Annotated in this window: 22 protein-coding genes and 1 pseudogene; 21 read left to right on the forward strand and 2 right to left on the reverse strand. The window is 38.8% G+C overall.

All coding sequences use genetic code 11. The annotated features are described in order from the left end of the window. Positions 1–5: 5 nt before the first annotated feature. Complete coding sequence (dnaX, locus tag ACMCNP_RS05325; protein ID WP_419314825.1) at positions 6–1,409, reverse strand: DNA polymerase III subunit gamma/tau; 1,404 nt, start codon at positions 1,407–1,409, stop codon at positions 6–8. Between the two features lie 63 nt (positions 1,410–1,472). Here dnaX and ACMCNP_RS05330 point away from each other — a divergent pair, with 63 nt between their 5' ends. The 19 genes and pseudogenes from ACMCNP_RS05330 to rph all read left to right on the forward strand — a co-directional run bounded on the left by ACMCNP_RS05330 (position 1,473) and on the right by rph (position 18,034). After that, positions 1,473–3,989 (forward strand): valine--tRNA ligase, encoded by a 2,517-nt coding sequence (locus ACMCNP_RS05330; RefSeq protein ID WP_419314827.1) that lies wholly within the window; start codon positions 1,473–1,475, stop codon positions 3,987–3,989. Positions 3,990–4,057: 68 nt separating this feature from the next. Continuing rightward, entirely contained in the window at positions 4,058–4,249 is a 192-nt protein-coding gene (gene rpmF, locus ACMCNP_RS05335; RefSeq protein ID WP_419314828.1) for a 50S ribosomal protein L32, read from the forward strand. 49 nt (positions 4,250–4,298) lie between these two features. After that, positions 4,299–5,318 (forward strand): phosphate acyltransferase PlsX, encoded by a 1,020-nt coding sequence (gene plsX, locus ACMCNP_RS05340; RefSeq protein ID WP_419315899.1) that lies wholly within the window; start codon positions 4,299–4,301, stop codon positions 5,316–5,318. A 51-nt stretch (positions 5,319–5,369) separates the two neighbouring features. Further along, entirely contained in the window at positions 5,370–6,353 is a 984-nt protein-coding gene (locus ACMCNP_RS05345; RefSeq protein ID WP_419314831.1) for a beta-ketoacyl-ACP synthase III, read from the forward strand. Positions 6,354–6,380: 27 nt separating this feature from the next. Beyond that, positions 6,381–7,328 (forward strand): enoyl-[acyl-carrier-protein] reductase FabK, encoded by a 948-nt coding sequence (gene fabK / locus ACMCNP_RS05350; protein ID WP_419314834.1) that lies wholly within the window; start codon positions 6,381–6,383, stop codon positions 7,326–7,328. A 6-nt stretch (positions 7,329–7,334) separates the two neighbouring features. Further along, positions 7,335–8,315, forward strand: coding sequence for an ACP S-malonyltransferase (gene fabD / locus ACMCNP_RS05355; protein ID WP_419314837.1), 981 nt, complete (start codon positions 7,335–7,337; stop codon positions 8,313–8,315). Positions 8,316–8,355: 40 nt separating this feature from the next. Beyond that, complete coding sequence (gene fabG, locus ACMCNP_RS05360; RefSeq protein WP_419314839.1) at positions 8,356–9,108, forward strand: 3-oxoacyl-ACP reductase FabG; 753 nt, start codon at positions 8,356–8,358, stop codon at positions 9,106–9,108. Positions 9,109–9,162: 54 nt separating this feature from the next. Next, positions 9,163–9,396, forward strand: a complete 234-nt coding sequence (locus ACMCNP_RS05365) for an acyl carrier protein (RefSeq protein ID WP_419314842.1) — start codon at positions 9,163–9,165, stop codon at positions 9,394–9,396. A gap of 27 nt (positions 9,397–9,423) precedes the next feature. After that, on the forward strand, positions 9,424–10,680 hold the full coding sequence (gene fabF, locus ACMCNP_RS05370) for a beta-ketoacyl-ACP synthase II (protein ID WP_419314844.1): 1,257 nt from the start codon (positions 9,424–9,426) through the stop codon (positions 10,678–10,680). Between the two features lie 6 nt (positions 10,681–10,686). Beyond that, positions 10,687–11,136: a ribose 5-phosphate isomerase B gene (rpiB, locus tag ACMCNP_RS05375; RefSeq protein WP_419314847.1), complete on the forward strand. Its 450-nt coding sequence runs from the start codon at positions 10,687–10,689 to the stop codon at positions 11,134–11,136. Between the two features lie 57 nt (positions 11,137–11,193). After that, the gene (gene glyA / locus ACMCNP_RS05380) at positions 11,194–12,441 is read left to right on the forward strand and encodes a serine hydroxymethyltransferase (protein WP_419314850.1); all 1,248 of its coding nucleotides are present in this window, start codon (positions 11,194–11,196) and stop codon (positions 12,439–12,441) included. A gap of 24 nt (positions 12,442–12,465) precedes the next feature. Next, entirely contained in the window at positions 12,466–12,924 is a 459-nt protein-coding gene (gene nrdR, locus ACMCNP_RS05385) for a transcriptional regulator NrdR (protein WP_419314854.1), read from the forward strand. Continuing rightward, a complete protein-coding gene (gene ribD, locus ACMCNP_RS05390; RefSeq protein WP_419314856.1) occupies positions 12,878–14,074 on the forward strand; it encodes a bifunctional diaminohydroxyphosphoribosylaminopyrimidine deaminase/5-amino-6-(5-phosphoribosylamino)uracil reductase RibD in 1,197 nt (398 codons plus the stop codon). The genes nrdR and ribD overlap by 47 nt, the downstream gene beginning before the upstream one ends. Positions 14,075–14,102: 28 nt before the next feature. Further along, positions 14,103–14,771, forward strand: a complete 669-nt coding sequence (ribE, locus tag ACMCNP_RS05395; protein WP_419314859.1) for a riboflavin synthase — start codon at positions 14,103–14,105, stop codon at positions 14,769–14,771. A 40-nt stretch (positions 14,772–14,811) separates the two neighbouring features. Further along, positions 14,812–16,014 (forward strand): bifunctional 3,4-dihydroxy-2-butanone-4-phosphate synthase/GTP cyclohydrolase II, encoded by a 1,203-nt coding sequence (locus ACMCNP_RS05400; protein WP_419314861.1) that lies wholly within the window; start codon positions 14,812–14,814, stop codon positions 16,012–16,014. Positions 16,015–16,041: 27 nt separating this feature from the next. Further along, entirely contained in the window at positions 16,042–16,521 is a 480-nt protein-coding gene (ribH, locus tag ACMCNP_RS05405; protein WP_419314864.1) for a 6,7-dimethyl-8-ribityllumazine synthase, read from the forward strand. A 38-nt stretch (positions 16,522–16,559) separates the two neighbouring features. Continuing rightward, a complete protein-coding gene (gene nusB / locus ACMCNP_RS05410; RefSeq protein WP_419314866.1) occupies positions 16,560–17,021 on the forward strand; it encodes a transcription antitermination factor NusB in 462 nt (153 codons plus the stop codon). A gap of 105 nt (positions 17,022–17,126) precedes the next feature. Continuing rightward, positions 17,127–17,312: pseudogene (locus ACMCNP_RS05415) on the forward strand (sulfurtransferase TusA family protein); the annotation flags it as partial. Beyond that, a complete protein-coding gene (gene rph / locus ACMCNP_RS05420) occupies positions 17,309–18,034 on the forward strand; it encodes a ribonuclease PH (protein WP_419314868.1) in 726 nt (241 codons plus the stop codon). The pseudogene ACMCNP_RS05415 and the gene rph, both read left to right, overlap by 4 nt. A 2-nt stretch (positions 18,035–18,036) precedes the next feature. Here rph and ACMCNP_RS05425 read toward each other — a convergent pair whose 3' ends face one another. Then, positions 18,037–18,486, reverse strand: coding sequence for a toxin-antitoxin system YwqK family antitoxin (locus tag ACMCNP_RS05425; RefSeq protein ID WP_419314871.1), 450 nt, complete (start codon positions 18,484–18,486; stop codon positions 18,037–18,039). A gap of 97 nt (positions 18,487–18,583) precedes the next feature. Here ACMCNP_RS05425 and rdgB point away from each other — a divergent pair, with 97 nt between their 5' ends. Together rdgB and ACMCNP_RS05435 are read left to right on the forward strand one after the other, a co-directional pair. Next, on the forward strand, positions 18,584–19,252 hold the full coding sequence (gene rdgB, locus ACMCNP_RS05430; protein ID WP_419314874.1) for an RdgB/HAM1 family non-canonical purine NTP pyrophosphatase: 669 nt from the start codon (positions 18,584–18,586) through the stop codon (positions 19,250–19,252). Beyond that, positions 19,224–20,597, forward strand: coding sequence for an FAD-binding oxidoreductase (locus tag ACMCNP_RS05435; RefSeq protein ID WP_419314877.1), 1,374 nt, complete (start codon positions 19,224–19,226; stop codon positions 20,595–20,597). Before rdgB ends, ACMCNP_RS05435 begins: the two co-directional genes overlap by 29 nt. Positions 20,598–20,626: the final 29 nt, after the last annotated feature.

A 20,626-nucleotide genomic window follows, 5' to 3' on the forward strand; every position in this document is an offset into this window, starting at 1 on the left:
GAATTTTATTTTTTATCTATCCTTTCTATACTATTTCCGAATATTTCCTTTATGTTGTTTATGGCAGCGGATTCCGTGATATTTATCTTGTCGTCGTCATTTTGTTCGTTCAGCTTTTCATCGGTTTTAGAAAAATGTTCAAATAACTCCTTCTGCTCGCGAGGTATGTCGGGGCTGTGCACAATTTCATTTTTATTGTTATTTAAATTTTTAAAATCGGGGGAGGTGAATGTTCCCCCGGCTGTTTTGGGATTATTTTTATGGGTGATAAATTTATCAAGCCTGTTTATGAGTTCGTCAACACTATGTTTCGACGGAATATCCAAAAGTTTGAATATAGTAAGTTCCAGCATTAACAAGGGCGATGAAACCCTTTGATATTTAATATCGGCATTAAGCATAATGTCCATCATGTCTAAGAGCTCTTCGGTCGATTTTTGTTCGGCAAAGGGTATAAGCGCATTAATCTCTTCACTCGTCAAATCGTAAACCAAGTCTTTATATTTTAATTTTATTATTAAAATGTTTCTTATATAGAATGCCGCCTGCTTCATAAACTGTCTAATGTCTGTTCCGGAGTCGTATATTTCTTTTGCGGTTTTTACCGAGTTTTCGTAATCTTTTTGAAAAATAGCCTTGATGAGATTGAATATTATCGTCTTGGTCGTCAATCCGAGCACCGGCGATACGTCTTCTTTTATATTTTTTCCATAATATGATATTACGGTATCAAATACGGAGAGAGAATCCCTCAGTGAACCGTCGGCTAACGAGGCAATAATCATGAGGTTTTCGTCGGTGATAAAAACTCCTTCAGCGGTAGATACTTTTTTCAACCTATCGTAAATAATCTTAGCCGGTATTCTTTTAAAATTGAACCTCTGACACCTTGAAAGAATAGTCTCCGGAACCTTATGAATTTCAGTGGTCGCAAAGATAAACTTTGCATGAACCGGCGGCTCTTCAAGGGTTTTTAAAAGGGCGTTAAAGGCACTGTTGGAAAGCATATGAACTTCATCTATTATATATATCTTAAATTTAGAACTTTGCGGAGAATATATTATATTTTCCTTTAAATCTCTAATGGAATCTACTCCAGTATTAGATGCACCGTCTATCTCCATTACATCGACGGAATTTCCGTTTTGAATCTGAACGCAGGCGGGACAAATTCCACACGGATTAATCGTAGGGCCGTTTACGCAGTTAACTGATTTTGCAAGTATTCTTGCGATGGAAGTTTTTCCCACGCCCCTTGTTCCTGAAAATATGTAGGCATGTGAAACTCTATCGTTGATTACGGCATTTTTAAGCGTTTGAATTATGGAATCCTGACCGATAACTTCATCAAAAATTTTCGGTCTATATTTTCGCGCCAATACTTGATACATTTCTTTATTATAGCACAAGATAACTTTAATTTTACAAGTAAAGTTGATTTTTATATAAAAAATTGCTAAACTTTATAATCTATGCAAAAATCTAAATATGTTGATAATTTTACCGGTTTGAACTCAAATAATTTCCCTAAAAAATATGACTATCCAACGGTAGAAAAAAAAATAGCGCAATACTGGGAAGATAACGGAATTTATAAATTTGAACACGGAGCCGACAGCGGCAAAATTTATGCGGTGGATACGCCGCCGCCTTATGTTTCATCCGCGCATCTTCACGTCGGTCACGTTATGAGTTATTCTCAGGCGGAATTTATTATTAGATATAAGAGAATGAAGGGCTTTAACATTTTTTATCCGATGGGATTCGACGATAACGGTCTTCCTACGGAACGATATGTAGAGAAAAAATATAAGATAAATAAGTCCAAGATAACAAGGGAAGATTTTATCGATTTGTGCTTAAAAGAGACTAAAGCGGGTATCGAAACATATAAGTCTCTATGGAAATCCGCAGGAATTAGCGCAGATTATGGGTTGTCGTATTCGACTATAGACGAAAGAAGCAGAAAGACCTCGCAAAAATCCTTTTTGGCTCTTTATAACAAAGGGCTTATAGAAAAACGTAATGAGCCTATATTATGGTGTCCTAAATGCCGAACCTCGCTTGCACAGGCGGATGTCTTAATAGAGGAATCCGGCGGTGTTTTATATGATATAGAGTTTAATTCAATGTCGGGTAAAAGTCTTACAATATCTACTACGCGTCCGGAATTGCTCGGAGGGTGCGTCGCAATTTATGCTAATCCCGCAGATGAAAGGTACGAGTCATTAAGAGATGTCCGTATCAAAATTCCTTTATACGATAGAGATGTTTCGGTTAGATATGACGAATCGGTAGATATGAATTACGGAACCGGGCTCATGATGGTCTGTACGTGGGGAGATGCCTCTGACGTAATAAAGTGGAAAGAGGATAAACTTGACACCTTTATGATACTGGATGGAGCCGGAAGATTGAACGAACTATCCGGTAATTATAGCGGACTAAACGTTAAAGATGCGAAAAAGGCTATAGTGAGCGACTTACGGGGGTTGTCTCTGATAAAGGGAGAAAAACCTCTCGTGCATTACGTAGGCGTCCATGATAGGTGTGAAACACCGATAGAGTTTATCCTTGCGAAGCAATGGTTTGTGAAGATATTAGAGAATAAAGAAAGGTTTATAAATGCCGGCAATACTATGAAATGGCATCCCGAGTTTATGAAAACGAGGTACGACGAATGGATTAATAATTTAAAATGGGACTGGAACATTTCAAGACAGAGATTTTACGGTGTCCCTTTCCCTGTTTGGTATTGTTCCGATTGCGGAGAGGCTATCGTTGCAGATGAAGCCTCCATCCCCGTCGATCCCGTTACTAATCCGCCGCACATTGATAAATGTCCTAAATGCGGAGGAAAAGAGTTTAGACCGGAAACCGATGTTATGGATACATGGATGACATCCTCAATGACTCCGTTTATAAATACTTCCTGGGCTTACGGTCGGGATGCGGATAACGGTCTATTTAACAAGGTTTATCCGATGAGCTTGCGTCCGCAGGCTCAGGAGATTATCCGTACGTGGCTGTTTTATACGGTCGTAAAGTCCATTTATCATACCGATGCCGTTCCTTTTGAAAATATTATGATAAGCGGATGGGGTTTGGATAGAAACGGTAAAAAAATGTCCAAGAGTCAGGGAAATTTTGTAGATCCGGAAAATATTATAGCAAAATATTCTGCAGACGCTTTAAGATATTGGGCTTCCAAGGCAGGATTAGGGCAGGATTTACGCTTTAACGAAGAAGACGTTGTAAACGGCAGGAGGCTTTTAATAAAAATATGGAATGCTGCGAGATTCCTCATCACGAATGTTCACCCCGGATTTAATCCGCATGAAAAAAACATAACAGAGATTAAGATGGGTCAAGTGGATAAATGGATAATAACGGAGCTTGAAAACACCCTGAAGATTTGCGAAACGGATATGGAATCCTATAATTATTCATCAAGTTTGCGGACCGCAACAGATTTTTTTTATAATATGTATTGTGATAACTACTTAGAAATCATAAAAAATATTTTCTGGGAAGAAGACGGGAAAAATGATGATAGGAAAAATACGGTATTAAATGTTATGTATTTTGTTTCGCTGAATGCGCTAAAGATCTTTGCGCCGTTTCTGCCTTTTATCACGGAAGAATTATATTTATCTTTTTATAAAAACTTTGAGAACGATAAGAGTATCCATTTATCCGCTTGGCCGGAGTTTGATAAAGAGCTCATTTTCGACGACTCGGTAAAAATCGCCGGTATTTTATTAAATATTTTGGATGCCTCGAGAAAATTAAGAACCGGATTAAACCTTCATCAAAATCATAGAGCGAGCAAACTTTTAATTAAAACTCTGAATCCGGATTATATTGAAGTTATAAACGAAATATCGGGCGATATTATGTCTGCGGCGAGAGTTAGGCGCATTGTATTTTCAGATAAGGCAGATTTTAAAACCGGAGATGGCGCTCTTTTTATATCGATAGAAAAATGAAATTGACATTTTATAAAATTTAATTTAATAATATAGCATATAATTTAAAAAAAAGGAGAGATGCTTATATGGCAAATCCAAAAAAGAGACATTCAAAATGCAGAAGGGATAAAAGGAGGACACATGATAGGCTTACGCCGGTGAATTATTCGAAATGTCCGAACTGTGGAGAGCCGATTCTTCCGCATAGAATGTGCCCTAACTGCAAGACCTATAAGGGTAGGCAGATTATAGCCCTTAAAACGTCGGAAAAGTCTTGATTCATTACAATAATGCCGGCTTTTATCGCAATTGGAGAGACTATAAATGATTAGAATAGCTCTGGACGGTTTTGGTTCGGATAGGGCACCGGAATCTGAGATTATGGGGGCAATAGCCGCTGCAGAATCTAGTAAAGACTTAGAGATAATAATAACCGGGGACAAAACTATCTTAAAAAATGCCATAAATGCGGTTAAAAAGAATAATCGCAGGGTATCAGGAATTAAAATAGTGCATGCTTCGGAACGAATTACCATGGAGGATTCTCCTTCCTCTATAGTAAGGAATAAAAAAAATTCTTCATTACGTGTTGCTTATGAACTTGTTCAGAATAAAGAAGCGGATGCCGTCATCAGTGCCGGCAACAGCGGAGCGTCTTTAGCGATAGCGATGCTTGTTTTTAAGCGTATTAAAGGCATAGATAGACCTGCAATAGCTACGGTTATGCCTTCAGTCGGAGGTTATACGGTTTTAATTGATGCAGGTGCAAATGTCGATGTCAAGCCTCATCATCTTGCACAATTTGCCATAATGGGGGCAGAGTACACAGCATTTATGAAGGATATAAAAAATCCTAAAATAGGCATACTAAGTAACGGTGAAGAGTCTTCTAAAGGCAACGAGCTTACGAGAGAGGCTTATAAGATTATACAAAATACCGATTTAAATTTCTACGGGTATGTTGAAGGCAGAGAAATATTTAACGGAAGGGTAGATGTAGTGGTCTGCGATGGATTTACCGGCAATGTTATCTTAAAGGCATCCGAATCATTAGCGGAAATGATATTCAATTTGCTAAGAGAGGAAATAAATAAAAACTTCATGGCAAAGATAGGTTTTTTTATGGCAAAAAAATCATTAAAAAAATTTAAAAAGCTCGTCGACCATAACGAATACGGGGGAGCGCCGCTTCTCGGTGTTAATGGTGCCGCATTTATAGCCCACGGCGGCGCAAGCGCAAGAGCGGTAACGAGCGCTATTTTAGTTGCAAAACATTTTGTTGAAAAAGGGATAAATTCCAATATAGGTTGTAAAATAGAAGCTAATGCGAATAATATAAGTCATTAACACCGATAAGATATCGGCAAATAATTAATATAGAGGCGAAGGTTTAAAAAATTGGTATATTCTAAAATTATAGGGATAGGGTCTTTTGTTCCGGAAAAGGTGCTTACAAATGAGGAACTTTCTTCTATCGTGAATACGTCCGACGAATGGATTACTTCGCGGACGGGCATAAGGGAAAGGCACATTGCCGAGTCAGGTTTGACGACATCCGATATAGCCGCGGCCGCGGCAAAAGAAGCGATTAAGCTTTCCGGTTTAAATCTTGCAGATATAGAACTTATATTGGTGGGGACGGTTACGCCGGACATGGCATTTCCATCTACCTCGTGTATAGTGCAGGGAAAACTGGGGCTTACAAACGCAGCGGCCTTTGACGTGAGCGCCGGATGTAGCGGCTTTATTTATTCGCTATCCATTGCCGACAGTTTTATTAAATCCGGAAAATATAAAAACATATTAGTGATAGGCGTAGATTTACTTTCCCGAATTACTGATTATACGGATAGATCGACATGCGTATTATTTGGAGACGGCGGGGGTGCAGTAGTATTAACCGCAAATTTCGAAAATGATAGGGGTGTTTTATCGACACATTTGCATTCGGAAGGCGGGCATAACGATATCCTTGCGCTTCAGGCGGGCGGTTCGTTCATGCCTACGAGCCTCGAAACCCTGTCGAATCATGAACATTACATAAAAATGAAGGGTTCCGAACTTTTTAGATATGCAGTTAATTATCTTAAGGCGGTGGCGGAGGAAGCGATAAATTTTAATGGTTTAACGCCCGGAGATATTGATTTATTTGTTCCTCATCAGGCAAATATCAGAATCATAGAGGCTACGGCAAAAAAATTACATTTTCCTATGGAAAAAGTCTTCGTTAATTTGGAAAGATACGGAAATACCTCAAGCGGCTCAATACCTATTGCCCTTGACGAAGCGTATAAGTCGGGTCGCTTAAAGGAAGGACAACTTGTCTTGATAGATGCTATCGGTGCAGGGTTGACATGGGCATCTTCTATAATAAGATGGTAAATTTATATTTTTTATGGAGAAGATAAAATGATAAAAACCTCTATATGCGATAAGATTGGGATAAAATATCCTATTTTTCAGGGCGGCATGGCGTGGGCATCTGATTATGCCCTTGCAAGTGCCGTTTCTAACGTCGGAGGTCTCGGCATAATAGGTGCCGGACAGATGTCGCCGGAATTACTTGTTCGGGAAATTAAAAAAGCCAAAGAGAATACGGATAAGCCTTTCGGAGTCAATATTATACTTTATTTAACTTATATAGACGAGCTCGTAGACGCCATTATACATGAAGGTGTTTCCGTCGTCACGACCGGCGCAGGCAATGCGGGTACTTACATAAAGAAATTTCACGACGCGAATATAAAGGTAATTCCGGTTGTTCCTTCTACCGCTCTTGCAAAAAGAATGGAGAGGGCCGGTGCGGATGCTTTGATTGCGGAAGGGATGGAATCCGGAGGACATATAGGCGAGCTTACCACTATGGTAATAGTACCGCAGGTAGTTAACAGCGTTAACATACCGGTTATAGCCGCAGGGGGTATTGCGGACTACAGGGGATTCGTAGCGGCCTTATGTCTGGGCGCAAGCGGCATTCAGATGGGTACGAGATTTCTTGCAACTAAGGAATGTCATATACATCAAAACTGGAAAGATATGGTAATAAAGGCATCGGACAGAGATGCCGTCGTTACGGGAAGGCCGACTGGACACCCCGTCAGAGTATTGAAAAACAGGCTTGCAAAAATGTTTCTTGAATTAGAAGGCAAATGCTCTCCCCTTGCCGAATATGAAAAATTGGGAATGGGAAGTTTAAAGGCTGCTTCAATAGACGGCAACATCGAAATGGGTTCTTTTATGAGCGGTCAGATTGCGGGGATGATAAAAGAAGAAAAAACGGTAAAAGAGGTTATAGAGGAAATAGTTAGTGATGCAGAAGATTTAATTAGCGATATGTCTAAATTTATAAAAGGATAAATATAAATGGAAACTGAAAGGTTGATTGATTCCAATATTGCGTTTATTTTTCCCGGACAGGGTTCTCAGCATGTAGGTATGGGCAGGGATATTTTTGAGAATTTCGGGGAAGCGAGGCATGTATTGGAGGAATCTTCGGATACTTTGGGCATCAACATGAAAAAATTGATACTCGGAGACGACGAAGGAGCGCTTAATATGACCGAAAACACTCAACCGGCTATTTTAACCGTGAGCATGGCTATGCTTGCCGTAATGCGGAAAGAATACGACATTAAACCGGTTTGTACCGCGGGTCACAGTCTCGGTGAGTACGGTGCCAATGTTTTTGCCGGTTCCGTAGATTTTTATCATGCGCTTTTAATCACGAAAAAAAGGGGTTTTTTCATGCAAAATGCCTGCCCTCCTCTCTTTGGCAAAATGGCGGCCATAATAGGGCTTGACAAAAATATCATAAAATCTGTTCTAAGCGACATCAATGGTTCTGAGGATAAAGACGGCATATTTACGGCAAATTTTAATTCTCCCATTCAAATCGTTATATCCGGTTTATCCTTGCTTGTCGATGAAGCATGTGCTCTCTTAAAAGAGAAAGGGGCTAAAAGGATCGCAATTTTACCGGTAAGTGCTCCGTTTCATACGCCTTTTATGGAGGAAGCTAAAAAAAATCTATCGGACTATATGAATGGAGATTGGTTTTCGGATGCAAATTGCGAAATATTTTCAAATGTTACTTCATTAAATTATTCTGAAAAAAATGATGTAATTAATTTTCTCTTGGAACAAATGACTTCTCCGGTAAGGTGGAGCGAGTCTGTCTTGAATATGATAAAATCGTTTAATGTGAAAACTTTCATCGAGATCGGTCCGTCAAATGTTTTGAGCGGTCTAATAAAAAGAATAGATAAAAACACCGGTTCGTTTTCCGTTAATTCCGTCTCGACATTAAAGGAATTGGAGAAAAAATTGCCGATTAACAGTCGGTAAACATTTTAATTTTAATTATTTTATTAAGTTAAGTAAGCTTATGTCTTATTGTATAGATTTAACCGGCATCACGGTGCTTGTTACGGGTGGATATGCGGGAATAGGGCTTTCCATAGTCAAGACTCAGCTTTCGGCAGGGGCAAGGGTTATAATTCTCGGCAAATCTCATGATAAATTTTTGGCTGTTCGGGATGAAGTCAAGGCAATATCGGATAATTTCGACTTTTACGAGCTTGATATTAGAAATTCTAAGCAGGTAGCCGACATTATTCAAAGAATTGCGGTAAAAGAGTCTAAAATAGGTATTCTTGTTAATAATGCCGGTATTGTTAAAGATTCGCTTTTAATAAGAATGAGCGATGAAGACTGGCTTGACGTAATTGATGTCAACCTAAACGGTTTGTTTTATATTACTAAAAATGTTTTAAAATATATGGTAAGAGCTAAAGGCGGAAGAATAATAAATATAGCATCCGTAATCGGCAAAACGGGAAATGTCGGTCAGGCGAATTACGCCGCATCTAAGGCGGGGATAATTGCTTTTACCAAATCGATTGCCAAGGAATATGCGACGAGGGGGATACTCGTAAATGCCGTAGCTCCGGGTTTTATAAAGTCGTTTATGACGGACAAATTACCGGGGGATATAAAGGACGGAATAATAAAGACCATTCCCTTAAACCGTATTGGGGAATCCTCAGACGTTTCTAATACGGTGCTTTTTTTATCGTCGGTTTTATCCGAATATATTACCGGTTCCGTTATTGACGTAAACGGCGGAATGTTTATGTAACACATGCAGTTTAATTTTTAAATTCAAATTAAATAGGAAGGGGGGTGAAAATAGATGTCCGTAGAAAAAAAGGTTAAGGAAATAATCGTAGAGCAGCTCGGGGTTACACCCAGCGAGGTTGTGGATGAGGCTTCATTCGTTGAAGATCTGGGTGCCGATTCTTTAGATACCGTAGAATTGGTTATGGCATTCGAAGAGGAGTTTGGAATAGAAATATCTGACGAAGATGCAGAGAAAATAAAGACGGTAAATGATGCCGTATCATATATGGATGAACATACAAAATAGTTTAATATTATATCGGGTTTTTTTATTATGGCGAAAATTGATTGTAATAGAAGAGTCGTAATTACCGGGCTTTCTATAATTTCAGCGCTGGGCAATGATGTGCAGACCTGCTGGAACGGAATGAAAAATGGCGAAAGCGGTATAAGCTGTATTACCAGATTCGACACAGAAGGGTATGCTACCAAAATAGCGGGGGAGGTAAAGAACTTTGATCCGGAAAGGTTTATAGAGAAAAAAGAAGTCAAAAAAATGGATAGATTCATACATTATGCCCTTGCCGGATCCAAAATGGCATTGGATATGTCCGGGCTTAAGATTGCAAATGCCAATGCACATAGGGTGGGTGTTTGGATAGGGGCCGGAATAGGGGGTCTTACGACTATCGAAAAGTATCACACTATGCTTTTAAAAGGGGGACCTAAAAAGATTTCTCCTTTTTTTATACCCATGCTTTTGATAAATCTTGCGCCGGGGCAGGTTTCTATAATGACCGGTGCCAAAGGTCCCAATGCAAGCACCGTTTCCGCTTGTTCTACCGGAACCAATTCTATCGGGGATGCATATAGGATAATTGCAAGGGGTGATGCCGATGCTATGATAGCGGGAGGAACCGAATCTACGATAACGCCGCTTTGTATTTCAGGGTTTAATGCGATGAAGGCATTGTCGACGAAAAACGACGAACCGTCAAAGGCTTCAAGTCCGTTCGATAAAAATAGGGACGGTTTTGTGGTAGGCGAAGGGGCAGGTATAGTTGTTATGGAGGAGGCAAACTCCGCAATAGATAGAGGTGCGGAAATTATTGCTGAAGTGATAGGTTACGGCGTATCTTCAGATGCTTATCATCTCTCTACTCCCGCTCCTGATGCCGAGGGTGCATACTATAGCATGAAGAATGCAATAGATGACGGCGGCTTAACGCCGGACGATATAGACTATATAAATGCGCACGGAACATCAACCTACTACAATGATTTAAACGAAACTAAAGCCATTAAACAACTTTTTAAGGAAAAAGCTAAAAAACTTAAGATTAGTTCTATTAAATCCATGATAGGTCATGCGCTTGGCGCTGCCGGAGGGATAGAAGCGGTTGCTACTGCATTAACGGTAAGTACGGGGATAATACCCCCTACTATAAACTTGAATAACCCGGATGAAGAATGCGACTTGGACTATGTTCCTAACGTTATGCAAAAAGCGGATATAAGATATGCGATATCTAATTCTTTCGGATTTGGCGGAACTAATGCTACGTTAGTTTTTAAAAAATGGGAGGGTTAATATAAAATGATATTTTTAGGTTCGGACCATGCCGGTTTCGAGTTGAAGGAGTTTATAAAAAGCTTTCTTGAGAAAAAAGGCTTAAAATATCTTGATGCTGGAACAAACTCCTTAAAGAGTGTCGATTATCCGGATTATGCACTTAAGGTGGCAAAAAAGTTAATGGAGGATAGCGATAAAAGTTCTTTCGGCATACTTGTATGCGGAACTGGTATCGGTATGGAGATAGCCGCAAATAAAGTAACCGGTATTAGAGCGGCATTGGTTCACGATGAATATACGGCGGAAGTCGCCAAGAGACACAACAATGCGAATATTTTGACTTTGGGTGGCAGGACTACGACGCCTACCGAGGCGGAAAGGTTTATAGACAAGTTTATGTCGTTCGAGTATGAAGGCGGAAGGCATGGCAACAGAATTTCTAAAATTACTTTCATAGAAAAATTAGAATGTTAAAGATATGATATGTATGTTGCGGTATAAAATTAAACTTAAACTTTCAGGTAAAATAAATTGAATTGTAAAGATTTAAAGGATTTTGACGACGACATTTATAGTTTTATAGATGGAGAAATTAACAGGCAGAGGCATTCGATAGAACTTATAGCCTCCGAAAACTTTGTTTCTAAAGCGGTGATGCAGGCGCAGGGTTCTGTTCTAACCAATAAGTATGCCGAAGGATATCCTAAAAAGAGGTATTACGGTGGATGCAATTACATAGACGGTGTTGAACAGATTGCGATAGACAGGGTTAAAAAAATATTTAAAGCGGAATATGCAAACGTCCAGCCTCATTCCGGTTCGCAGGCGAATATGGCCATTTTTTACGCCTTTTTAAAACCGGGGGATACCGTTCTTGGTATGGATTTATCGCACGGCGGTCATTTAACGCATGGAAGTTCCGTGAATTTTTCCGGAAAATATTTTAATATCATACCGTACGGCGTAAATAAATCTACGGAGACGATAGACTACGACAAGCTTAGAAAATTAGCATTAGATAATAAGCCAAAGATGATAATAGCGGGTGCCAGTGCTTATCCGAGAATTATAGATTTCAAAAAATTTAGGGATATTGCAGATGAAGCAGGGTGTTATCTTATGGTCGATATGGCACACATAGCAGGACTTGTGGCGGTGGGTCTACACCCAAGCCCCGTTCCGTTTGCCGATTTCGTTACTACTACTACTCATAAAACTTTGAGGGGGCCAAGGGGAGGAGTTATTTTGGCTAAAGCCAAGTATGGAAAGGCTTTGAACTCCGCCATATTTCCGGGAATTCAGGGAGGACCGCTTGAACATGTAATAGCTGCAAAGGCTGTTGCCTTTAAAGAGGCTTTAAGCGAGGAATTTAAAGATTATCAAAGGCAGGTTGTTTTTAATGCCGCCGCTCTTGCAAATACGCTTAAGAATAACGGATTATCATTAGTATCCGGTGGTACGGATAATCATCTTATGCTTATCGATTTCAGAAAATCAGAAATGACGGGTAAACAGGCGGAAGCGCTTTTGGACGAGGCGGGTATTACCGTCAATAAGAATAAAATTCCGTTTGACGAAAGATTGCCATTCGTGACAAGCGGGATAAGGATAGGAACTCCTGCCGTCACTACGAGAGGCATGAAAGAAGGAGAAATGGTAAAAATAGGCGAACTGATAGCCGAAATTATTCAAAATTCCGATAACGAAACGATTAAAAATAACGTAAAAAAAGAAGTTCAAATGTTATGCGATAGGTTTCCTCTTTATGAAAATATTTGAACTATTTTATATTTTGTATTGCATATGAGGTGTCCATTCTGTTCCAACGATAACGACAAGGTTATTGATTCAAGAGTGTCTAAGGACGGTAAATCGACAAGACGGAAAAGGATGTGCAATGTTTGTGGCAATAGGTTTTCTACGGTAGAAACAGTCGTTGTTTTATCTCCCTTAATAGTTAAAAAGGATGGAAGAAGGGAGTCGTTTGACAGGCAGAAAATATTAAACGGCATTATAAAGGCTTGCGAAAAGAGACCTGTTCCATATTACGGTATCGAAGAAATGGTGCAATCCGTCGAGAGATGGATTGACGAAATAAATTTGAAGGAAATAAAGAGCGAAGATATAGGAAAATTTGTTCTTAACAAATTGAAAAGCCTTGATGCAATAAGCTATATCCGCTTCGCCTCTGTCTATCTCTCCTTTAAAGATATAAATGAACTTTACGAAAATGTCTCCGAACTCATCAGAAAGCAGTCTTAACGGCGAAAGTAAAAGTATAGACAAGTATTTTATTGCTAAGGCACTGAGTCTTGCAAAAAAAGCCCATGGGTTAACGTCTCCTAATCCCCTCGTAGGTGCCGTCGTAGTTAAAGATGGGACAATTATAGGAGCCGGATATCATAAAAAAGCGGGGTTGCCCCATGCCGAAATATCGGCGTTAAAAAAAGCGGGTTCAAATGCGAGGGGTGCTACGCTGTACGTAAATTTGGAACCGTGTAGCCACTTCGGCAAAACACCCCCATGTATTTATAAAATTAAAGAATGCGGAATAAAAAGGGTAGTTGCGGCGATTAGCGATCCGAATCCCTTGGTATCGGGAAAAGGCTTAGATTATTTGCACAATAATGGCATTGAGACGGTTTGCGGAGTTTTAGAGGAAAAAGCCAAAAAACTCAACGAGGTTTTTTTAAAATATATAGCGAGTGGTTCCCCCTTTGTCACTATCAAAGAGGCATTGACCTTAGACGGTAAAATCGGATATAGAAACGATAAGGGTAAATCTTATATTTCGTCGGAAAAATCGCTTGAATATACTCATGGCTTAAGATTTCTCAATGATGGGATAATGGTTTCCGCAAAAACCGTAATAAAAGATGACCCTATGTTGGACATTCGTTTAAATAGAAGGGGTATAAAAAATAAGCTTTTAAATAAAAGGTATACTAAAATAATATTAGATGCGGATTTATCCATACCTTTAAATTCAAGAATTTTTGATACATACGGCGATATTTTAATATTTGCTTCTATTGAATACGATAAAGAAAAGAGCGTAAAAAGATTGCTTTTAAAAGAAAAAGGTGCAATTATATGCGATGTATATTATAATAGCACAAGTATAGAGGGCAAAAGATTCTTAAATTTACGAGAAGTCTTTAAAAGATGCGGCGAGCTTAAAATAACGAGCATCTTTGTAGAAGCGGGGCCGATTCTTTTTAATTCTTTAATTCGCGAAAAACTTTTCGATAAGCTGGTAATTAATATGATGCCGTATATTTTGGGATACGAAAAGGGTCTCGGTTTGTTTGAATCTTTATCTTTAAGAGATAAAGATATGTTGAAATTTAAAGATTTAAGCGTTAAGAATATAAACGACGAACTGTTTTTATCTTATTATCCTGAAGTGTAAATAAATTGAATCATAATTTTCATTGCTTATGTTTAGCGGCATAATAAAAGAAAAGGGGACCGTTAAATTTATAAATAACGGTGTTCTATCGATAGTCGCCGAAATTGCGGGAAAAAATGCATATATCGGGCAAAGCATAGCCGTGAACGGCTTATGTCTTACCGTAAAAAAAATTAATTACCCCGTTTTGTTCTTTGACTTTACGCCGGAGACTTATCGTTCTTCTGCTCTAAAATATTTAAGAATAAGTGAAAAAGTCAATATAGAATCGGCTCTTTCCGTCGGTTCCGATATATCGGGGCATTTCGTGCTTGGGCATGTAGACGGAATAGGCAGAATAGTCGTTAAAAAACGGGTTGGTAATTCTATCGTAGTGGGTATAAAAATAGTTGATTCTATAGACGGAGATATTGACAAATATATAATAAAAAAGGGTTCTATCAGTGTTGACGGTATAAGTTTAACCGTAAATGAGCTTAAAGGGGATATATTTTTTGTAAGCGTAATTCCATTGACCTATGACGAGACAAATCTGAAATTTAAGGCAATCTATGATTATGTAAATCTTGAATCCGACATAATCGAAAAGACGGTTGCTATACGCATGAACGATAAAGCGGGTCTATATAGTAATAAAGGAGAGAAAATCAAAGGTAGTTTAACTTATGAATTTTTAGTGGAAAATGGTTTTAAATAGCATAAAGATAAAAAAATAATTTAAGAAGGTGAAAAATATTATGTACTTAGCAACGGTAGAAGAAGCTGCAAATGATATAAAAAACGGCAAGGCGATAATCCTTGTCGATGACGAGGACAGAGAAAACGAAGGGGATTTGGTTGTCGCCGCAGAGCATGTAACACCGGAAATAATCAATTTTATGACAAAATACGCAAGGGGATTGATTTGTTTAACGTTAACCGAGGAAAAAGCCGATAGTTTGGACTTGCCGCCTATGGTTGCAAATAACGAGTCTAAGTTTACTACGGCGTTTACCGTATCCATTGAAGCAAAAGAGGGCGTTACCACGGGTATATCCGCTCATGACAGAGCAAAAACCATACTGACGGCAATAAAAGATGATGCTACGCCGGATGATTTAGTCAGACCCGGACATATTTTTCCTTTGCGGGGAAAAACCGGCGGGGTCTTGACAAGAACGGGCCAGACCGAAGGTTCTATAGATATAGCGCGAATCAGCGGATTAAAACCGTACGGAGTTATATGCGAAATCATGAAGGACGACGGAACCATGGCAAGAATGCCCGATTTAATAGAATTTTCAAAAAAATTCAATGTAAAAATATTAACTGTTAAGGATTTAATAAACTATAGGCTTAAGCATGAAAAACATGTCAAAAGGCTTGTGGAGTCAGTAATCCCTACGGAATTCGGTAAGTTTAAGATTATGGTATATTCCAACGATATTGATTTTGAAGAGCATGTAGCTATCGTAAAAGGAGAAATCAACAGCGAGGAACCGATTCTTGTCAGGGTCCATTCTCAGTGTCTTACCGGAGATACATTCGGTTCTATAAGGTGCGATTGCGGAAATCAGCTAAGGACTGCCATGTTAATGATAGATAAAGAAGGCAAGGGTGTTATCCTTTATTTAATGCAGGAAGGCAGGGGCATAGGGCTTGTAAATAAATTAAAAGCATATAATCTTCAGGACGAAGGGTATGATACGGTTGAAGCGAATGAAAAACTGGGATTTAGGGCGGATTTAAGAGAATATGGAGTCGGAGCTCAGATCCTGGTAGATTTGGGTGTAGGTAAAATGCGTCTTATGACCAATAATCCAAAAAAAATAATCGGGCTTGAAGGTTACGGGCTTAGCGTAGTAGAGAGGGTTCCGATAGAGATATGTCCGAATGAAATCAATAAGCACTACCTTAAAACTAAAAAAGAAAAATTGGGCCATATACTAAAGATAAAATAGTAAAATTAAATTAGTAGGGGTATAAAGATGAACAATTTTCATTTAGTAGAGGGCGAACTTAAAGCTGCAGGTTTTAAATTCGGTATCGTCATATCAAGGTTTAATGATTTTATTAACGGCAAGCTTTTAGATGGTGCGTTAGATTTTTTAAAAAGAGCCGGCGCAAACGAGGACGACATATCGGTCATTAAAGTTCCTGGTGCATTTGAGCTTCCTATGGCTGTAAAGATGCTGCTGGATACGAAAAGATTTGATGCGGCGATTTGCCTTGGAACGCTTATAAGGGGTGAAACTACACATTTTGACCTTCTTTCTGCGCAGGTTACTAAATTAATATCGGAGCTTTCTATTCATTATAATATACCGGTAAGTTATGGAATTATAACGGCAGAATCTATTGAGCAGGCGATATCAAGGGCAGGTACGAAGATGGGAAACAAGGGTTTTGACGCCGCAATGTCCGCCGTTGAAATGGCAAACCTTTACGTAAAAATCAGAAATGTTTAAATATGAGAAATATACGGAGTTTAGGTTAACCTAATTTTATGACTAAAAGAAGAAAGGCGAGGGAGCTTGCTTTGCAGTTTTTATATGAGACGGATGGAGATATAAGCGATTTAGATTATAAAATGAGGAGTTTTTATAATTGTTTTGCTTCAGAGAGTCTTATGAGAGACGGGTTTGTAAAATCTAAAGAGAGTTTGAGCGGCGAAAAAGACATGGAACAGATCTTCGGCTTTTTCTCCGATATTTCACGCGGCTCATTATCTAATTTGGATAGAATAAATGATATTATTAAGGTTGTATCTAAAAACTGGACGATAGATAGGATGTCTCGTGTAGATAGGAATATTCTCAGAATGTCCGTTTATGAGATTTTGTTCCATCCGGAAATTCCTAATAATGTAATTATTAACGAAGCTATAGAAATAGCAAAAAAATTTGGGAACGATGAGTCGCCCTCTTTTATCAATGGTATTTTAGATGCGGCAATCAAGGTTGTTTAAACGAATAATCGTAAGGAGTTTAAAATGGAGACAGGGTCGGTTTTAAATTGCAGAACCGCTACTCTCGATATAAGAGGCCTTTGCTGAGGACCACCGGTATGGGCGGTCGTCCGTAAGCTTAAAGGATTAAATCAAGGCGACGTTTTAACGGTTGTTTCGGATAAGGATTCTTTGTTAAACGATATTCCTGCATTATGTTCGCTTGTTAACGTGAGATTAATAGACGTTATCGAGTTAAAAGACCTTTACATATTTTTCATTAAAAATAAGAAATGGGAGGAAATACTTTGACGAGGAAGAGAAATAGAATGTCCGATGAGCCCAGGAGTATGTCGATAACTCCTGCATATATGAAATATGCGGAGGGGTCGTGTTTAATCGAGGTTGGGGATACAAGGGTTATCTGTACCGCATCCGTCGATTATAAGGTGCCCCCCTTCCTTAAAGATAAAGGAGAGGGATGGTTGACTGCCGAATACTCCATGCTTCCCCGGTCCGTGCGAAACAGAATACCGAGGGATTCGACAAAGGGAAAGGTTAACGGAAGGGCGCAGGAAATACAGAGACTAATAGGCAGGTCGCTAAGATCTGCTGCTAATTTTTCTGATTTTCCTAACATAACCGTAGTAATTGATTGCGACGTTATAAGCGCCGATGGCGGAACGAGAACGGCTTCAATAACCGGGTCATATGTTGCGGCTTATCTGGCGTTTTTAAATCTTATTAAAAAGGGTGAGATCGAAAAGATGCCCTTTTACGACTCCGTTGCCGCCGTTAGTATAGGCATAGTAAACGGAGAAATCTTGCTTGACCTTGATTATTCGGAGGACTCCGTTGCCGAATTGGATTTTAATTTTGTCTTAACGGGTTTAGGAAAGATAATAGAAATACAGGGGTGTGCGGAAAAGACTCCGATTCAATTTGATGTATTAACTAAGCTTTACGATATCTCTAAGACTGCCGTATCAAAAATCACGAGTCTGCAAAACGAGACAATTAACGGTATAACGTAATTTTAAGGAATAAACGGCAAGCCATCATTATTTCTCGCAGACGTATATAGCGTAACGAATTGAGCTGTGCCGTTAATAAAATATTCCGTTTGCGAACCAAAGAGTTTTCCTTCACGAAAATTGAACTCTAAAAAAGGATTGCGGTTTACCCAGTAAATAGTTTGTGTTCCGTGGAGAGAACCGTTAATGTAATTTAGCTCGAAATGTTTGTTCCCGTTTTTAAACCATCCCTCCGATTTTCCGTTTAATCTACCGTCTAAATTAAGCCTGTATATCGACTTTATTTTAGTTCTTTCTTTGTCATAATAATTTATAATCTCTTTTGTTCCAGCGGTATAATTAACGTTTACAGAGATAAAAGCAGAGGCGTCGGAATTAGTTAAGGAGTTGATATTGAACATCGCATAGCCCGCCGTTTTTTTGGATTTTTTTAGTCTGATATATTCGCACATTATAACTTTCTCAGCACAAAATTGTCAAGAAGTATAGGACAAGAAGCATTTCCGACTTAAATTTGCGGGTCAAAATATAATGTGATATAATTTTTTGATGGTTGATATATTGATAGCTACTGGAAATTCGCATAAATTTCGAGAAATTAAATCTATAATGGGTGATTTCGCAGAATTAAACATTGTCTGCCTGGATAAGAGTTTTCAGATAGAAATAGTCGAGGACGGGGAGACCTACGAAGAGAACGCTAAAATTAAAACGGAAGGCTATATAAAATTTTTAGATGAAAACCCAGGATTGAAGTCGGAACTTAATTTGAGTTATATAGTAAGCGAGGATTCAGGGTTAGAAGTAGACTGTTTAAATGGAACCCCGGGTATTTTTACGGCAAGATATGCCGGAGAGAACGCTTCAGACACCGATAATATCAATGCATTGCTTAATGCAATAAAATCTAAAAAAAATTGTATGCAAAATAGGCATGCTAAATTTGTTTGTTTAACTTGTATGTACGATGTAAAAAAACATTCATTTCACTATTTCAGGGGAGAACTAAACGGTTTAATAGATAAAGAAGTAAGCGGGGCAAAGGGTTTTGGTTACGACCCTATATTTTTTGTTCCCGAATTTAATAAAACCGTTGCGCAGATTGATGCTTCGGAAAAAAATAAAATATCCCACAGGTCGATTGCCTTTAGGAGACTTGCGGAAACGATAAAAGAAAGCGGTCCAGCCTATGAATCAAAAACTTATAAAAGAATTTGAAAAACTGTTGGGAAAAAACCGAGTTTTATCCGAAACAGAAGAACTTTTATGCTATTCCTATGATGCCACGTCAAAAGAATTTATGCCGGATGTTGTAGTCTTTCCGCTTAATTCAAATGAGATTTCAAGCATCGTCAAACTGTGTTTGCAGTATGATACTCCCATTGTCGGAAGGGGCTCGGGGAGCGGGTTTTCCGGCGGCAGTTTACCCTTAAAGGGCGGGGTCGTGGTTTCATTTACGAAAATGAACCGTATTTTGGAATTAGACGAAGAAAATATGTTTGTAACAGTTGAACCCGGCATTATAAATGCGGACCTGAAATTTTATCTTGCGGATAAAGGTTATTTCTATCCGCCCGATCCGGCAAGTTATGAATTTTCCACAATAGGCGGCAATGTCGCCGAATGTTCCGGCGGGCCCCGCGCCCTTAAATACGGTGTTACAAAAGATTATGTCGTTGACATCGAGATCGTTACCGGGGAGGGCGAGATAATAAATAGCGGTTCTAAGGCAATTAAAGATGTTTCAGGATATAATATTACTCAGCTAATGGTCGGATCTGAAGGGACACTCGGTCTTTTTTCTAAGATTACGCTCAGATTCTTATTAAAGATCGGGGGTAGTTCGTTGATTCTCGTGTCGTTCGACGACACGGATAAAGGTGTTAAAGCGGCGATATCCTTGTTGAAACTCAGAAACAGGCCGTCAATGCTGGAATTTATGGATAAATTCTCCATAGAATCCGTGAGGAATTATTTTAAAAGTAACATAATAAAAATAGACGGGACTCTTTTGTTTATAGTAGAAGCCGACGGTTCCGAGTCGGATGTCGAAAAATCGGTTGCCGAGTATTCAAGGGTGCTGAAAGAATTCTCGCCGATTTCTCTATTTATCGCAAACGATGAAGGAGAAAAAAGGGTTATAATGGAGGCAAGAAAGGCAATTTCTCCATCCTTGCGAAGATACGGCAGCCTTAAGATAAATAACGATATAGCGGTTCCAATAGGTAAAATCAAAAATATGCTTTTTTATTTAGAGGGTATTGCGAAAAAATACGATATTCCGATAATAAATTTCGGCCATTTCGGAGACGGCAATATTCATGTAAACATTATGTTGGATAAAGAGAACGACGATATGATCAAAAAGGGAGAGGAAGCAAAACGCGATATCTTAAAAAAGGTCGTTGAATTGGGCGGAAGTTTATCCGGAGAACATGGGATAGGATTAGAAAAAAAGGAGTTTATGAAATTAAGATATAACACTTACCATATGGATATTTTGAAAAATATAAAAAAGGCATTCGACCCCCAAAATATAATCAATCCCGGAAAAATATTTTAAAATATTTTTCTTATCTAAAAATACCGTGC

Origin of the sequence: Candidatus Acidulodesulfobacterium sp. H_13 (assembly GCF_048541835.1) — a bacterium.
Taxonomy (GTDB): Bacteria; SZUA-79; SZUA-79; order Acidulodesulfobacterales; family Acidulodesulfobacteraceae; genus QIJE01.

Coding starts and splice junctions, on each gene's coding strand:
- ribH (WP_419314864.1), top strand. CDS start 16,042: ATGAACAATTTTCATTTAGTAGAGGGCGAACTTAAAGCTGCAGGTTTT.
- rpmF (WP_419314828.1), top strand. CDS start 4,058: ATGGCAAATCCAAAAAAGAGACATTCAAAATGCAGAAGGGATAAAAGG.
- rdgB (WP_419314874.1), top strand. CDS start 18,584: ATGGTTGATATATTGATAGCTACTGGAAATTCGCATAAATTTCGAGAA.
- ACMCNP_RS05425 (WP_419314871.1), bottom strand. CDS start 18,486: ATGTGCGAATATATCAGACTAAAAAAATCCAAAAAAACGGCGGGCTAT.
- ribE (WP_419314859.1), top strand. CDS start 14,103: ATGTTTAGCGGCATAATAAAAGAAAAGGGGACCGTTAAATTTATAAAT.
- ACMCNP_RS05330 (WP_419314827.1), top strand. CDS start 1,473: ATGCAAAAATCTAAATATGTTGATAATTTTACCGGTTTGAACTCAAAT.
- ACMCNP_RS05400 (WP_419314861.1), top strand. CDS start 14,812: ATGTACTTAGCAACGGTAGAAGAAGCTGCAAATGATATAAAAAACGGC.
- ACMCNP_RS05435 (WP_419314877.1), top strand. CDS start 19,224: ATGAATCAAAAACTTATAAAAGAATTTGAAAAACTGTTGGGAAAAAAC.
- rpiB (WP_419314847.1), top strand. CDS start 10,687: ATGATATTTTTAGGTTCGGACCATGCCGGTTTCGAGTTGAAGGAGTTT.
- fabK (WP_419314834.1), top strand. CDS start 6,381: ATGATAAAAACCTCTATATGCGATAAGATTGGGATAAAATATCCTATT.
- fabF (WP_419314844.1), top strand. CDS start 9,424: ATGGCGAAAATTGATTGTAATAGAAGAGTCGTAATTACCGGGCTTTCT.
- nrdR (WP_419314854.1), top strand. CDS start 12,466: ATGAGGTGTCCATTCTGTTCCAACGATAACGACAAGGTTATTGATTCA.
- fabD (WP_419314837.1), top strand. CDS start 7,335: ATGGAAACTGAAAGGTTGATTGATTCCAATATTGCGTTTATTTTTCCC.
- ACMCNP_RS05365 (WP_419314842.1), top strand. CDS start 9,163: ATGTCCGTAGAAAAAAAGGTTAAGGAAATAATCGTAGAGCAGCTCGGG.
- fabG (WP_419314839.1), top strand. CDS start 8,356: ATGTCTTATTGTATAGATTTAACCGGCATCACGGTGCTTGTTACGGGT.
- nusB (WP_419314866.1), top strand. CDS start 16,560: ATGACTAAAAGAAGAAAGGCGAGGGAGCTTGCTTTGCAGTTTTTATAT.
- ribD (WP_419314856.1), top strand. CDS start 12,878: ATGAACTTTACGAAAATGTCTCCGAACTCATCAGAAAGCAGTCTTAAC.